A 14,046-nucleotide genomic window follows, 5' to 3' on the forward strand; every position below is an offset into this window, starting at 1 on the left:
GGGCCGCCGGCCCCCGTCACAGATGAGGCGCCCCGCACGCATGGTGTGGGGCGCCTCGTTCGTTGTGCGGCGTGCCTCGTTCGTCGTGCGGCGTGCGCATGGGCTGGCCGGTCGGTTGTCGCGTCAGGTCACCAGGCCGTCCAGCTTGCGCAGCGACTCGTTGAGAGCGGCGGTCGCCGAGTCCTTCAGCTTCCCCGCCATCAGGGACACCGCGGCGCCGGTGAACTCCCCTTCTATGCGGACCACCGTCGCGGACCCCTCGGGAGCGAGGGAGTAACGGGTGCCCACGTGGACGCCCATCGGGCCCTTGCCCGCGATGGCCAGGGTGCGGGCGGTCTCCAGCTCCTCGATGGTCCAGTTGACCTCGGCGGGGAAGCCCATCAGCTTCATGTTCTCCAGGAAGGTGCCGCCCACTTCCAGGGTGGTGGGGCCGCCCTGCGGGAAGCTCGTGTGCGTGGTGTTCCATTCGCCGTACGAGGAGAAGTCGGTGAGCCGGGCCCAGACCTTCTCGACGGGCGCCTCCATCCGTGCCTCCGCGCTGACTTCGGCCATGCGGCCACCTCTTCCCGTCGGGCGCTGCGACGGCCGCAGCTGCGGTGTCGCGGAACGTAGCCGCCGGGGTCGGAACATTCAATACTGATGAACCGTCAGGTACGGTCGGGCTGTGCCCCTTATGGGGGAGTGGGGTACTGTTCCCGTGCCCTGTGACAGACGCAGGCAGCGCGCTTTGGAGGTGAGACCCATTACCGCAGTGGCAGGTCGGGTGCTCCCCCTTCGCGACCGCGCGGTTCACCCGGCATAGGTGACCCGAGGGAGCCCCATCGGGATCCCGAAAGGTTTTCAGCAGTATGTCGATCTCAAGTGTGTCGATCTCAACTTTCTCCGCATCACACCGTTCCTCCGTCGTCGACGCCTTGCGCGTCGCGGGCTGCGTCTTCGCCGAGGACGAGGCGGAGTTGATTCTTTCCACCGCGCGCACCCCCGCCGAAGTGGCCGATATGGTCGAGCGTCGCGTCGGCGGGCTGCCGCTCGAACACGTGCTGGGCTGGGCCGAGTTCCGCGGTCTGCGCGTCGCCGTGGACCCGGGTGTCTTCGTGCCGCGCCGCCGCACCGAGTTCCTCGTCGGGCAGGCCGCCGCGCTCGCCGGGCGCGAAGCCGTCGTCGTCGATCTGTGCTGCGGGTCGGGGGCGCTCGGGGCCGCGCTCGCCGCGGACCTCGACCGGGTGGAACTGCACGCCGCCGACATCGACCCGGCGGCGGTCCGCTGCGCCCGCCGCAACGTCACTGCCGTCGGAGGCGAGGTCTACGAAGGCGACCTCTACGACGCGCTGCCCGGCACGCTCCGCGGCCGCGTCGGCCTCCTCCTCGCCAACGTCCCCTATGTACCTACCGAAGAGGTCGGCCTGCTGCCCGCCGAGGCCCGCGTCCACGAGGCGCGGGTGGCGCTCGACGGCGGCGCCGACGGGCTCGACGTGCTGCGCCGGGTGACCGAGGCCGCGCCCGGGTGGCTGGCGCCGGGCGGTCACCTGCTCTTCGAGACGAGCGAGAGGCAGGTGACCTCGGCTGTCGCCGCCGTCGAGCGGGCGGGCCTGGCGGCGCGGGTGGTCAGCGACGAGACGATGTACGCCACGGTCGTGATCGGGACGTGGGAGGGGCGGGAAGGTGGGAGGGCAGGGGGCGTCGGGGTGGTGTGACGGCTGAGGGGTGAGCCGGACCTCTGGCCGGCCTCACCCCACCTGTCGTATCTCCGCCGCGTCAAACAGGTCCGACGCCCTGGGGAAGGGACCCTCGTCGTGGCAGTGCCACGCCTCCCAGAACAGGTCGGCGGGCAGCGCGTCGTCAGGTGCGTACACCCGGTACACGTACTGCCTGCCGTCGACGGCCGGCAGGGCGACCATCCAACTCCTGCTCTCCATATCTGTGGGACTGCTCAAGCCCTCTCATGGTTGCGCGCCCGGCAGTGAGCAAGGCGGCGCGCGCGTCTCCGCGCGGGCCGGGCGGATCTCATCCGTAAGGAGGACAACCAACGCATGCTTCCCCAACCTGTGTCGGACGCCAAGATGCTTCCCGCCGCCGATGCATATGCCCCTGGGGGTTGATGTGGTGGGAGATGTGCAAAGCCGTACCCCGCCGGGCGCCGAGCCCGGCCCGACCCGAGCAGAACTCGACTCCGGACTCAGCGCGGAACTGGCGTCGGTGATCGCCGGTGCGCGCCGCCGGGCCGTCCGCGACGGGGATCGGCAGATAGACACCGCGCACCTGCTGCACTCCCTCCTGGAGACCGACCCCGAGGTGCGATCCGTCTTCGAGAGCGGTGCGCAGGCCGTGCGGGTGCTCGGCTACCTCGTGCAGCGCAGCATCGGCTACGGCTTGCAGTGGCAGGGCACCGTCGAGGACTCCGGAGCCGTGCCGGTGGTGACGCCGGTGAAGGAGACCGGCTGGTCGCCGGCCGCCACCACCGCGATGGACGTGGCCCTGGAACGCGCCGCGCGGCGCGGGGACGCGCGGGCCCTCGGCATCGACCTGCTCGCGGGCCTGGTCACCGACGCGGACTGCCGGGCGGTCGAGGTTCTCGGGCGGGCGCATGTCGACGTCCCGGCGCTGCTGCGACGCATCGAGGCGGGGTGCAGGCAGCACGCGGGCGGTGGTCACGGGTATGTCGCGGGGCACGGAGACGCCGCAGGCCATGGATACGTGGCGGGTCATGGATATGTCGCGGGTCGTGGTTACGGCACCGGGCATGGTGACGAAGCCGGGCATGGATACGGCGCCGGTCACGGCAGCGCCGGAGGGCAGGGCCCCGACTGCTGAGCACGGGTCCCCCGAAGGGATCCCCCAGCCGGCGCCGGGAAGGCCCTGGGTAGCGGCACTGCGTCCGCCGATTGAGACAGGGGTCTGAAGGGGTGACGCTCCTGACGTCGCCTGCCATGATGTGCCGGTGCAAGCGTCTGAGGGGATACAGGAGAGCCGGGCGGGCCGTGGAGCTCCGGGAAACCGGGGGGACAAGGCCGGCCCGGGGAACAGCGGCAGGAGCGTCGGGCTGGGCCTCGCCCTGATCTCGGCGATCGCCTTCGGCGGTTCCGGCGTCGCGGCGAAACCGCTCATCGAAGCGGGGCTCGACCCGCTGCACGTGGTGTGGCTGCGGGTGGCGGGAGCCGCCCTCGTGATGCTGCCCGTCGCCTGGCGCCACCGTGGACTGCTGCGGAGCAGGCCCGCGCTGCTCGCCGGATTCGGTCTCCTCGCCGTCGCGGGCGTCCAGGCCTGCTACTTCGCCGCGCTCTCCCGCATCCCCGTGGGCGTCGCGCTGCTGATCGAGTATCTCGCGCCCGCGCTCGTGCTCGGCTGGGTCCGCTTCGTGCAGCGGCGGCCGGTGACACGGGCCGCCGCGCTCGGTGTGGTCCTCGCCGTGGGCGGCCTCGCCTGCGTCGTCGAGGTGTGGGCGGGGCTGAGCTTCGACGCCGTCGGACTCCTTCTCGCGCTCGGCGCCGCCTGCTGCCAGGTCGGCTACTTCGTCCTGTCCGACCAGGGCAGCGACGCGGGCGACGACGCCCCCGACCCGCTCGGCGTCATCGCGTACGGCCTGCTCGTGGGCACCGCCGTGCTGACCGTCGTCGCGCGGCCGTGGGGCATGGACTGGTCGGTGCTCGCGGGCGACGCGGACCTGGACGGCTCGGCCGTGCCTGCGTGGGCGCTGCTCGCCTGGATCGTGCTCATCGCGACGGTCGTCGCCTACGTCACCGGCGTCCTGTCCGTGCGCAGGCTCTCGCCCCAGGTGGCGGGCGTCGTGGCCTGCCTCGAAGCGGTCATCGCGACCGCCCTGGCCTGGGTCGTCCTGGGCGAACACCTCTCGGCGCCGCAGGTCGTCGGAGGCGCGGTCGTGCTCGTGGGCGCGTTCATCGCCCAGTCGTCGGCGCCGGCCGAGTCCGCCGCGCCGACGGAGATCCCGGCATCCGAAACGCAGTTGTCGCACAGCGGGCGCCGGTCCTAGGGTGCGGATCATGCATTCACGCGCACTCGTTCTTCCGCCCCCCGCCGCTTAGCGCGGGGCACTGACGGATCACGCCCGAGCCAGTGGCCGGGCGCGGAACGGTGCTGCCCGCAGACGGAGCCAGTCATCCCTCTCTGCTGCGGAGAACTCACGTGTCGAACATGTCGAGCACGAGCACGAGCACGACCACAAATACGAGTACGGGTACGTGTACGGGTACGAGTACGTCCAGTGCGGCTGTTCTTTCGGACGCCGTCGGGGCACATGCTGTGGCGGGTCTGCCCGTCGGGCGAGGCCTCTTCTATCTGATCGTCGCCGGGACGGCCTGGGGCACCGCGGGTGCCGCCGCCGCGCTGGTCTTCGATGCCAGTGACATGGGGCCGGTCGGCCTCTCCTTCTGGCGGTGCGTGGGCGGCTTCGTGCTGCTGTTCGCCGCCCGTCTGGTGCGGCCACGCCGGGCGCGGCGGGTAAGGAGGGTACGGCGGATCGTCGTGACGGGCGTGGCCCTCGCGGTGTTCCAGACCGCCTACTTCGCCTCCGTCGAGGCGACCGGCCTCGCGGTCGGCACCGTCGTCACCATGGGCTCGGGGCCCGTCCTCATCGCGCTCGGCGCGCGGCTGACCCTGAACGAGCGGCTCGGGCGCGGCGGTGTGGTCGCCGTCGCGGGCGCCCTCGGAGGCCTTGCGGTACTCGTCCTCGGCGGTGACGGCGGTGGTGGCGCGACCGTGCGGCCCGCGGGGGTCGGCTGGGGGCTCGTCTCCGCGGCCGCGTATGCCGTCATGACGCTGCTCACGCGCCGGTGGGGCCGGGGCGGCGGCGCCGACTCGGCCGACACCACGGTCTGGGCGTTCGCCGTCGTCTCGGTCTGCCTCCTGCCGCTCGCCGCGGTGGAGGGCCTGGTGCCGCACACCGCCGAACCCGCGCGCGTGGGTATGTGCCTGCTCTACATCGCCGCCGTGCCGACAGCGGTCGCGTACGGGCTGTACTTCGCCGGGGCGGCCGTCGTACGGTCCGCCACCGTCTCCGTGATCATGCTGCTCGAACCGGTGGGCGCCGCGGTCATCGCGGTCGTACTGCTCGGTGAGGCGCTGACGGTGGCGACCGTGCTCGGCACGGCGTTGATGCTGGCCGCGGTGACGGGCCTCGCGGTCACGGAGGCGCGGGGCGTGGCGGCGGAACGGCGTGAACTGGCGCCGGTATAGCCGGTTCCGCCACCGCCCCACCCCGTTCCGTCCGGCGGATCAGGTCTCGCGGCGGCGTGCCTGGTGCGCGCGGGCGGCCGCGTCGCCCGGCCCCCGCCGCTCGGCGAGGCCCGCGGCGATGCGGTCCTGCACCTCGGCCGGCTTGTGGCTCGCGTACTTGAACTTCGCCCGTACGTCCGTCACTTCGAGGCAGAGCGCGCGGATGCCGGAGAGCATGCGGCCGTACGGTGCCTCGCCCACCGCCGCCCGTGCGGAACCGCCCTCCGGCTGGAAGTGGCCGACCTGCCGGTTCAGGATGTCGGCCTTCTCCTCGGGGTCGTCGACGACGCGGGCGGTGCAGCGGAGCTGGACGGCGGCGTAGAAGCTGGTCGGCACGCCGTGCTCGGCCGGGGTGTCCGGGGCGGCCTGCCAGGGCCCCGGCACGTACACGTAGTCGTCGACCACGCTCAGCAGCACCACGGGGTCGGCCTCCAGGGCGTGCCACAGAGGGTTGGGGCGCGCCAGGTGGGTGAGGACCCGGCCGTACGCGCCGGGCGTCCCGTGCGTGCCGGGTGCGTGAGGTGAGGCGCGCTCGGCTTCGTACACGAAGTGGACCGGCTGGACATGAGGCGGCTCGCCCGGCAGGCCGTTCACGGCGAGCTGCCCGAAGTCGTGGGTGGCGAGCCACTCTTGCCACTCGGTGTCGGTACGGGCGGCATCCCAGGGGTGGATCAGCATCACAGGCCGGCCAGGTAGCCGGGGACCTCGATGCCGGGTGCGAGGTCGGCGGAGGGGATCAGGGCGTCGTAACCCTTCCGGAGCGGGACGACGCCCGCCCAGTGGGGCAGGTCCATGTCCTCCGGCTCGTCGTTCGGGCCGCCGGTGCGCGCCTTCGCCGACACCTCGTTCAGGTCGAGGCGCAGGACGGCGGTCGCCGCGAGCTCCTTGGCGTTGGCGGGCCGCGAGTCGGCGGTGCGGCCCGGTACGACGTGGTCGACCAACGCGTCCAGTGCGACGCGCTTCTCCTCCGGGTCGGTGACCTGGCGGGCGGTGCCGTGGACCACGACGGAGCGGTAGTTGATCGAGTGGTGGAAGGCCGAGCGGGCCAGGACCAGGCCGTCGACGTGGGTGACGGTCAGGCACACCTCCAGACCCGGGTCCTCCTCCCTGGTCTCCTCCGTGGCCTTCTCCGGGGAGGCGCCCGCCATGCGCAGCGGCCGGGACCCCGTCGAACCGTGCACGTACAGGCGGTCGCCCACCCTTCCGTAGAGCGTCGGCAGCACGACGGGGGCGCCGTCGCGGACGAATCCGAGATGGCAGACGTAGGCCTCGTCGAGTATCGCGTGCACCGACTCGTGGTCGTACGAAGCGCGCTCACGGGAGCGGGTGGGAATCGTGCGGTCGGTCGGTGTGTAGGCGGCGCTGTCCGGCGAGGCGGTGTCGGTGGTGCTCGGCGTCGTCTGCATGGCTCTCCCTGTACTGCTCTGCTCTGTAACTGCTGTGCTCGGTGACTGCTCTGCTCTGCGGCTTGCGAAAGCTATTGCACTAGCGCATAATCTGCTTTGTGCTAGGAGAGTATCGGATCGAAGGCCGGCGCGCAGCTGACATTGCGGCCAGCGTGGAGCGGGCCGTGGGTGACGGCGGCCTCGAACCGGGACAACTGCTGCCTCCCATGCGGGAGTTGGCGGCCCGCCTCGGGGTGAACCCCAATACCGTGGCGGCCGCCTATCGCACGCTGCGTGAACGTGGCGTCATCGAGACGGCGGGCCGGCGCGGCAGTCGCGTCCGCCCGAAACCCGCGACCACCGCACGCGAGCTGATCCGGGTGGACGCGCCGCCCGGCGTACGGAACGTCTCCAAGGGCAACCCGGACCCCAAGCTCCTGCCGGCGCTCTCCGAGGCCTTCGCGGCGGCCGCGGCGCAGAACGACGAGCGGCCCGTCCTCTACGGAGAGGGTGCCGTCGACCCGGAACTCGAACGCCACGCGCGCGTGGCCTTCGATGCCGACGGCGTTCCCCGGGGTCCCCTCGCCGTCACCTCCGGGTCGCTCGACGCCATCGAGCGCGTGCTCGCCGCCCACCTGAAGCCCGGCGACGGGGTCGCCCTGGAGGACCCGGGCTGGGGCAGCCTGCTGGACCTCGTCTCCGCCCTGGGGCTGCGCGCGGTTCCGGTGGGCGTGGACGACGAGGGGCCGCTGCCCGCCGACGTGGAGCGGGCGCTGGCGTCCGGAGCGCGGGCGGCCGTCGTGACGGACCGCGCGCAGAACCCCACAGGTGCGGCTGTCACCGCTCCACGCGCGCGTGCCCTGCGCCAGGTGTTCGCCGCGCACCCGGACGTGCTGCTCATCGAGGACGACCACGGCCACGGCATCGTCGACCTGCCGCTGCACCCGCTGGCCGGGGCGACCCGCAGCTGGGCGCTGACCCGCTCCACCGCCAAGGCGTACGGCCCCGACCTGCGGCTCGCCGTGCTCACCGGCGACCCCGTCACCGTCGACCGGCTCCAGGGGCGCCAGCGGCTCGGGCCCGGCTGGGTGAGCCGGCTGCTGCAACGCGCCGTCGCGCAGCTCTGGGCAGCCGACGCGGTCGACGCGCGCGTGGTCGCCGCGTCCTACGACCGGCGGCGGGACGCGCTGATCGCGGCGCTCGCCGAGCGGGGCGTGACCGCGTACGGGCGCAGCGGCATGAACGCGTGGGTGCCCGTGCCCGACGAGACCGGGGCGGTCGCGCGGCTGCTGCACGCGGGGTGGGCGGTGGCCCCGGGGGCGAGGTTCCGGCTGAACACGCCGCCCGCGGTGCGGATCACCGTGTCGGGGCTCGATGACGAGGACATCGTGGCGGTGGCGGACGCCGTCGCCGCCGCCACCGGGCCTGCTCCCGCGCGGCGTTACGACTGACGGGGCGGACGCGCTTCGGGGGGCGTCGCGGTGCGTGGCCTGGAGAGGATGACCGACTTGGACCGGGCGCGCGGCCTGGACTGCGTGAGTGCGGCGCCCGCCAGGACGATCATCGCGCCGACGGGCGTCGACCAGCTCAGGGACTCGCCGAGCACCGCGACGCCCGCGGCCGTCGCGATGACCGGGATGAAGTACGTGACCATCTGGGCCGTCGTCGGGCCGACCTCGGCGACCAGCGCGTACTGCAGCAGGAAGGCGAGCCCGGTGCCGAGGGCACCGAGTGCCACGACGGCGAGCAGTGGCACGACGGGGAAGTGGGTCGGCAGCGAGGTGAACATCGGGGTCACTATGGCCAGTTCGGCCGTCGCGACGAGCAACTGCGCGCCGGACAGGGAGAGGTTCGAGTGCCCGGACCCGGCAAGCGTCCGGCGCACGTAGATCCAGCCGATCGGATAGCTGAGCGAGGCGAGCAGCGCCATCGCGGTGCCGCCGAGGTCGAGGCCGCTGAAGCCCTGCCACGCGCCGAGCACGGTGAGCACTCCGAAGAAGCCGATGCCGAGGCCCGCGACGCGGCGCCGGGTCGGCCGGTCCTCGGAGAGCGCGACCAGGGAGAGGGCCATGCCCCACAGCGGTGACGTCGCGTTGCAGATCCCGGCGAGTGTCGACGGGATCGTCAGCTCCGCGTACGCGAAGAGCGAGAACGGCAGGGCGTTGAGCAGGAAGGCCGCCACCGTCAGATGGAGCCAGGTCCGCGCCCCGCGCGGCAGCCGCTCCCGCTTCACCACGAGCACGGCGGCGATCACCGCCGTACCGAACACGAGCCTGCCCAGGGTGACTTGGAACGGGGCGTACCCGTCCGTGCCCACCTTGATCAGCAGGAAGCTGAAGCCCCAGATCAGCGACAGGATGCCGAAGCGGATGCGCCAGTCGAGGGCGGGGCGCGCGAGCCGGGCGGAGGAGGCCGGGGCGTCGGCGGTAGATGCCTGGGCGGTAGGCGTGAGGGCGGTGGCTGACCGGGACGGCGGGGGCGCGGTGCTCATGCGTCTCACGATGGACCCCGGCGATCTCGTAGCACAAGCGAGATTTCGTGCGCTGTATCGCGTAGCATCGCTTACATGTTGAACCTGGAGCGTCTGCGTACGCTCGATGCCCTCGCCCGGCACGGCTCCGTGAGCGGAGCGGCCGCGGGCCTGCACGTCACGACCTCGGCGGTCTCGCAGCAGATGACGAAGCTGGAGCGCGAGGTGGGCCAGCAGCTCCTCGCCAAGAACGGCAGGGGCGTGCGGCTGACCGACGCCGGGCGGCTGCTCGCCGAGCACGCCGCGCGGATCCTCTCGCAGGTCGAGCTCGCCCAGGCCGACCTGGAGGAACAGCGCGGCAAGGCGGTCGGCGAGCTGCGGATCGCCGCGTTCCCCACGGCCGTGCGCGGCCTGCTGCCCGCGACGCTGACCGCGCTCCGCGCCGAGCATCCCGGGCTGCGGGTGGGCTGCCAGGAGATGGAACCGACGCCGGCCGTCGCGGCCGTGGTGCGCGGTGACATCGACATGGCGGTCGTCCTCGACTGGTACAACAAACCGTTGCCGATCCCGGACGGCCTGGTCAAGGTCCCCCTCCTCGATGACCCCGCCGACATCGCGATGCCCGCGGCGCATCCCCTCGCGGACCGCGCCGAAGTGGACCTGGAGGAGTTCGCGACCGACGAGTGGATCACCTGGGCGGAGGGCGAGTTCTGCCATGAGTGGCTGATGTTCACGCTGCGCGGCAAGGGCGTCGAGCCGCGCATCGCACACCGCGCCGAGGAGCACCACACCCAGCTCGCGCTGGTCGCGGCCGGCCTCGGCGTGTGCGTGGCTCCACAGCTGGGCCGCGACCCGATGCCTGCGGGGGTGCGGACGGTTCCGGTACGGCAGCGCGTGCGGCGGCACGTGTACGTGGTGTGGCGAGCGGACGCGGACCGCCGCCCGTCGATCAGGGCGGCGGCGGAGGCGTTGCGGGTGGCGGGGGCGGGGCTTCGGTAGGGGCACTCCCGATCCGGCCGGTTCAGCGCGTCTCCGCCCGCCCCGGCGCGCCCAGCTTGCGGAAGTCCCAGGACGCGATGGCGTCCGGCGTCAGGCGTGCCCAGGCGTGGCGGCCGTCGTGCGGCATTTCGGGCAGGCCGAAGAGCTTCTGGGCGAACATCCGCTCGGGGGCGGCGAGTTCCGGACACGGTTCGCCCGTGCGCGGGGACTCGCCGACGAACTCGACGGTGCCCGACAGCTCCACGCCGCGCAGCTCCCCGTACTCCTCCCCGGCGTCGACCACCACGGCGATCCGCGGGTCTCTGCGCAGGTCGGTCCAGCGCTTGCTGCGAACGACCGAGTACAGCCACAGTGACGTGCCGTCCCAGGCGAACCAGAGCGTGCTGGCGTGCGGGGCGCCGTCCCGGGAAACGGTCGCCACCCGGCACGTGCGCTCCGTGGCGAGAAACGCGTCGAGCTCGTCCGGCGTCATCATGATCCTGCGGCCCCGGCGCTGCGTGACGGCCATGTGTCCTCCAACCCGCGGCGCACCACCACCGCCTGATGCTGCATCAGAAACGAGAGGAGGCCAAGAATGAGGGCTCTTCCTTCGTGGCGCAATGGCCGTTAGCCTCGCCCGGCCGGTGTCCCGGACGTCCGCGACAAGGGGAAGCCATGCCGTCGTACGAACAGCTCAGGGAACTCCTCGACCCCGCCACCACCGTCCTGCTGACCGTCGAGTGCCAGCAGGGCGTCGTCGGCACCGAGAGTGCCCTGCCCGAACTCGCCACCGAAGCACGGAAGTCGGGCGCCCTCGCCAACGTCGCCCGGCTGGTGTCCGCGGCCCACCAGAGCGGGGTCCAGGTCCTGCACGCGGTCGCCGAACGGCGGCCCGACGGGCGCGGGGCCAACCACAACGCGCGTCTCTTCCGGGCCGCCGAGCGGCTGCCCGTACAGCAGATCTCGGGCACCGCGGCCGTGCGGATCGCGCCGCCGATCGAGGTGGCCGACGAGGACTTCGTCGTACGCCGCCTGCACGGTCTGTCACCCATCGCGGGCACCGACGTGGACCCCCTGCTGCGCAACCTCGGCTGCCGCACCCTGCTGATCACCGGCGTCTCGGCCAACGTCGCGATACCGAACGCCGTCTTCGACGCCGTCAACCTCGGCTACACCGCCGTCGTGCCCGCCGACGCCGTCGCCGGCGTCCCCTCCGACTACACGCCCGCCATGGTCCGCCACACCCTCGCGCTGGTCGCCACCGTCACGACCACGCAGGATGTGCTCGGCGCCTGGAAGCGGCCGGGCCGCGCGGGTTAGAGCAGCTTGATCGAGCCGTCCGCCACGCTGATCTCCGCCGCCGGCAGGGGCTTGGGCGCGGGGCCGCCCCGCACGCTGCCGTCGGCGATGTCGAACTTGCTGCCGTGGCACGGGCAGTTGACGGTGCCGCCCTCGACGCTCGTCACCGGACACTGTTTGTGGGTGCAACGGTTGGAGAACGCCTTGAACTCGCCCTCGGTGGGCTGGGTGACCACGAGCTGCTCGTCCTTGAAGATCTTGCCGCCGCCCACGGGGATGTCCGACGTCTTGGCCAGCACGGCCCCGCCCCCGCCCACCGGCTCCTGCGCACCCGCCGCGTCGGAGGAGTCTTTGTCGTCACCGGCCCCGCAGGCGGTGAGGGCGGCGGCGATGCCCGCGGCGCCGATCGTGGCCACGACCGTGCGGCGGCAGGGTGCGGACACGGTCTCTTCGGAAGCCGTCATGTCCCGAGGCGAAATCGTCATGCCCGGTGGTACGGACCGGCCGCCCACCGCGTTCAAACGCTCAGGGATTTCCCGTGCGCAATGAGGTGTTCGTTCAGGAAATTGAGTTCGAGCCGCAGCAGGTTCGTCGCCACCTCCTCCTGGGAGACCAGGTGGCTCGCGCCGGGCAGCGGCAGCACGGTGTGCGGGCGGCCCGCGGCGAGCAGCGCGGAGGAGAAGCGCAGCATGTGCACGGGCAGGACGTTGTCGTCCGCGAGTCCGTGCACCAGCATCAGCGGCCGTTCCAAGCGGTGCGCGTGCGCGACCAGCGAGCAGCGCTCGTACTGCTCGGGCAGGACGTCGGGGTGGCCGAGATAGCGCTCCTTCCAGTGCGTGTCGTACAGCCGCAGGTCCGTCGGCGCGGCGCCCGCCGCCGCGGCGCGGAAGACGTCGGGCCGGTGCAGCACCGCGCCCGCCGCGAGGTAGCCGCCGAAGGACCAGCCGCGGATGCCCACCCGCTCGAGATCGAGGTCGGGGAACCGCTCGGCGGCGGCGTGCAGCGCGTCCACCTGGTCGTCGAGCACCGGTGTCAACTGGTCGCCGTGAATGGCCTTCTCCCAGTCGTCGCCGCGACCGGGTGTGCCGCGGCCGTCCGTGATCAGCACCGCGTAGCCCTGCTCCGCGAACCACTGCGCCACGACCGTCCACCACGCGCGCGCGTGGACCACGAGTTGCAGTCCGGGCCCTGCGTACGGGGAGAGCAGGACCGGCAGCTTCCCGGCACCCGGCTCGTGCCAGGAGGGGAGAAACAGCGCACTCCGTAGTTCTCGCTTCCCGAGGGTGAGATGGCGGGGCCGTGGCGTCACCACCGGCTCCTCGGCGAGCACCGCGATCCGCCCGACCGGCTCGCCCCCGCGCAGCACGGTCACCGTGTGCCCCTCGGGTGTCATGCTGTCGAGGACCACGGTGTCGCCGCCGACGGCCGCGGTGTGCACTCCGGGCCCCTGACTGATCTGCCGCAGGGTGCCGGTACGGCGCTCGGGGTCGGGCTCGTCGTCCTGGTGGTCGAATGACCAGACGTGCACCTCGGTGGGCTCGTACGAGGCGGTGAACCAGACCCGGTCGCCCACCCCGCCCAGGACCTCGCGCACCTGGAGGTCGCGCGGCGTCCTGGTGTTGCCGACTCGTAGACCCCTGGTGCCGCCGCGCACGTTCCAGTGCGCCACGACCCGGCCGCTCGCCAGGCGCAGCGGAGCGCCCGGCATCAACTCCAGCCAGGCGTGGTCGCGCCGGTGCCCGGCCATCACCGCGTCGCCCGTCTCCGGATCAACCTCCAGCACGTACAGGGAACGCTGATCGCGGGTCTGCAGCGTCACCAGGGGGCCGTGGGCGTCCCAGCACACCGTGGGGACGTACTCGAAGGCGCTGTCCGTCCACTCCCCGTCAGGGTGGTACTCCGACGCGCGTTCCGGAGTGCGCACCGCGACCCGCCTCCCGTCCAGGCCCAGGACGTGCAGCGAAGTCTCGGCGTTGGCGGTCCCCGCCGCCGGATAACGCACCGCGCGGGGCGGCAGCTCGGGTCGTGCCGGGTCGGACAGCCACCAGCGCCGCACCCGCGAGGTGTCCACGCGCGCGACGATCAGCGCGTCGCTCTCCGGAGACCACCAGAAACCGCGCTGCCTCCCCATCGACTCGGCCGCCACATGATCGGCGAGACCGTACGTGACCTCCTCGCCCTCGGGCTCCGCGAGCGCCCGGTCGCCGGTGCCGTCGACGCCGACGACGCGCAGGGCGCCCCCGGTGACGTACGCGATGACGGTCCCGTCGGGCGACGGGCGCGGGTCGACCACCGGGCCCGCCGTGCGGATCCGGCGCGGTGTGCCGCCGTCCGTCTCCACCACCCAGAGCGCGCCGCCCAGCGCGACGGCGGCCACGCGCGCGTGGTGGTCGGTCGCGAAAGCCACCACTCCTTGTGACGTTTCCCGCGCCCGCTCCCTGCGTATGCGTTCCGCCTCGGGCACCGGTCCCGTCTCGCCCAGCGCCGACGGGTCGACCAGCATGCGCTCGGCCCCGTCCTCGTACACCCAGAGCCTGCCCACCGGATCGTCACCCGCGGTGGACCGCACGAACAGCACCCGTTCGCCGTCCGGCGAGACCGTGAAGCCGCGTGGCACACCCAGCGAGAAGCGGCGCGTGCGGGCGAACTGCCGGGGAAGATCAGGGGAGTCCATGCGGGGCACTG

Annotated in this window: 14 protein-coding genes and 1 pseudogene; 7 read left to right on the forward strand and 8 right to left on the reverse strand. The window is 72.6% G+C overall.

The annotated features are described in order from the left end of the window. Positions 1 to 123 precede the first annotated feature (123 nt). Positions 124 to 552: an SRPBCC family protein gene (locus ACI2L3_RS32805; protein WP_404756043.1), complete on the reverse strand. Its 429-nt coding sequence runs from the start codon at positions 550 to 552 to the stop codon at positions 124 to 126. 296 nt (positions 553 to 848) lie between these two features. Here ACI2L3_RS32805 and ACI2L3_RS32810 point away from each other — a divergent pair, with 296 nt between their 5' ends. Continuing rightward, a complete protein-coding gene (locus ACI2L3_RS32810) occupies positions 849 to 1,694 on the forward strand; it encodes a putative protein N(5)-glutamine methyltransferase (RefSeq protein WP_404756044.1) in 846 nt (281 codons plus the stop codon). Between the two features lie 33 nt (positions 1,695 to 1,727). Here ACI2L3_RS32810 and ACI2L3_RS32815 read toward each other — a convergent pair whose 3' ends face one another. Continuing rightward, positions 1,728 to 1,916 (reverse strand): hypothetical protein, encoded by a 189-nt coding sequence (locus ACI2L3_RS32815; protein WP_404756143.1) that lies wholly within the window; start codon positions 1,914 to 1,916, stop codon positions 1,728 to 1,730. A 196-nt stretch (positions 1,917 to 2,112) separates the two neighbouring features. Between ACI2L3_RS32815 and ACI2L3_RS32820 the strand changes: the two are divergent. From ACI2L3_RS32820 to ACI2L3_RS32830, 3 genes and pseudogenes are all read left to right on the forward strand, one after another. Beyond that, a pseudogene (locus ACI2L3_RS32820) lies at positions 2,113 to 2,616 on the forward strand (Clp protease N-terminal domain-containing protein); the annotation flags it as partial. A 424-nt stretch (positions 2,617 to 3,040) separates the two neighbouring features. Next, positions 3,041 to 3,988, forward strand: a complete 948-nt coding sequence (locus tag ACI2L3_RS32825; protein WP_404756144.1) for an EamA family transporter — start codon at positions 3,041 to 3,043, stop codon at positions 3,986 to 3,988. 269 nt (positions 3,989 to 4,257) lie between these two features. Further along, positions 4,258 to 5,190, forward strand: coding sequence for a DMT family transporter (locus tag ACI2L3_RS32830; RefSeq protein WP_404756045.1), 933 nt, complete (start codon positions 4,258 to 4,260; stop codon positions 5,188 to 5,190). A 39-nt stretch (positions 5,191 to 5,229) separates the two neighbouring features. Here the strand turns inward: ACI2L3_RS32830 and ACI2L3_RS32835 are convergent, their stop codons facing one another. Both ACI2L3_RS32835 and ACI2L3_RS32840 read right to left on the reverse strand, forming a co-directional pair. Next, positions 5,230 to 5,907: an FMN-binding negative transcriptional regulator gene (locus ACI2L3_RS32835; RefSeq protein ID WP_404756046.1), complete on the reverse strand. Its 678-nt coding sequence runs from the start codon at positions 5,905 to 5,907 to the stop codon at positions 5,230 to 5,232. After that, positions 5,907 to 6,635, reverse strand: a complete 729-nt coding sequence (locus tag ACI2L3_RS32840; protein ID WP_404756047.1) for a pyridoxamine 5'-phosphate oxidase family protein — start codon at positions 6,633 to 6,635, stop codon at positions 5,907 to 5,909. Before ACI2L3_RS32840 ends, ACI2L3_RS32835 begins: the two co-directional genes overlap by 1 nt. A gap of 98 nt (positions 6,636 to 6,733) precedes the next feature. Here ACI2L3_RS32840 and ACI2L3_RS32845 point away from each other — a divergent pair, with 98 nt between their 5' ends. Next, complete coding sequence (locus ACI2L3_RS32845; protein ID WP_404756048.1) at positions 6,734 to 8,065, forward strand: aminotransferase class I/II-fold pyridoxal phosphate-dependent enzyme; 1,332 nt, start codon at positions 6,734 to 6,736, stop codon at positions 8,063 to 8,065. Here ACI2L3_RS32845 and ACI2L3_RS32850 read toward each other — a convergent pair. Further along, a complete protein-coding gene (locus tag ACI2L3_RS32850) occupies positions 8,056 to 9,105 on the reverse strand; it encodes a DMT family transporter (RefSeq protein WP_404756049.1) in 1,050 nt (349 codons plus the stop codon). The two genes, ACI2L3_RS32845 and ACI2L3_RS32850, sit on opposite strands and share 10 nt — an antisense overlap. A 75-nt stretch (positions 9,106 to 9,180) precedes the next feature. Here ACI2L3_RS32850 and ACI2L3_RS32855 point away from each other — a divergent pair, with 75 nt between their 5' ends. Continuing rightward, positions 9,181 to 10,083, forward strand: a complete 903-nt coding sequence (locus ACI2L3_RS32855; protein WP_404756050.1) for a LysR family transcriptional regulator — start codon at positions 9,181 to 9,183, stop codon at positions 10,081 to 10,083. A 22-nt stretch (positions 10,084 to 10,105) separates the two neighbouring features. Here the strand turns inward: ACI2L3_RS32855 and ACI2L3_RS32860 are convergent, their stop codons facing one another. Beyond that, positions 10,106 to 10,591, reverse strand: coding sequence for a pyridoxamine 5'-phosphate oxidase family protein (locus tag ACI2L3_RS32860; RefSeq protein ID WP_404756051.1), 486 nt, complete (start codon positions 10,589 to 10,591; stop codon positions 10,106 to 10,108). A gap of 146 nt (positions 10,592 to 10,737) precedes the next feature. Here ACI2L3_RS32860 and ACI2L3_RS32865 point away from each other — a divergent pair, with 146 nt between their 5' ends. Next, the gene (locus tag ACI2L3_RS32865) at positions 10,738 to 11,382 is read left to right on the forward strand and encodes a cysteine hydrolase (protein ID WP_404756052.1); all 645 of its coding nucleotides are present in this window, start codon (positions 10,738 to 10,740) and stop codon (positions 11,380 to 11,382) included. On the opposite strand, the gene ACI2L3_RS32870 is transcribed toward ACI2L3_RS32865, so the two are convergent. After that, positions 11,379 to 11,825 (reverse strand): Rieske (2Fe-2S) protein, encoded by a 447-nt coding sequence (locus tag ACI2L3_RS32870; protein WP_404756053.1) that lies wholly within the window; start codon positions 11,823 to 11,825, stop codon positions 11,379 to 11,381. The two genes, ACI2L3_RS32865 and ACI2L3_RS32870, sit on opposite strands and share 4 nt — an antisense overlap. A 53-nt stretch (positions 11,826 to 11,878) precedes the next feature. Next, positions 11,879 to 14,035 (reverse strand): prolyl oligopeptidase family serine peptidase, encoded by a 2,157-nt coding sequence (locus ACI2L3_RS32875; RefSeq protein ID WP_404756054.1) that lies wholly within the window; start codon positions 14,033 to 14,035, stop codon positions 11,879 to 11,881. Between the last annotated feature and the right edge of the window lie 11 nt (positions 14,036 to 14,046).

It is taken from the genome of Streptomyces sp. NPDC029674, assembly GCF_044903205.1.
Lineage (GTDB): Bacteria > Actinomycetota > Actinomycetes > Streptomycetales > Streptomycetaceae > Streptomyces.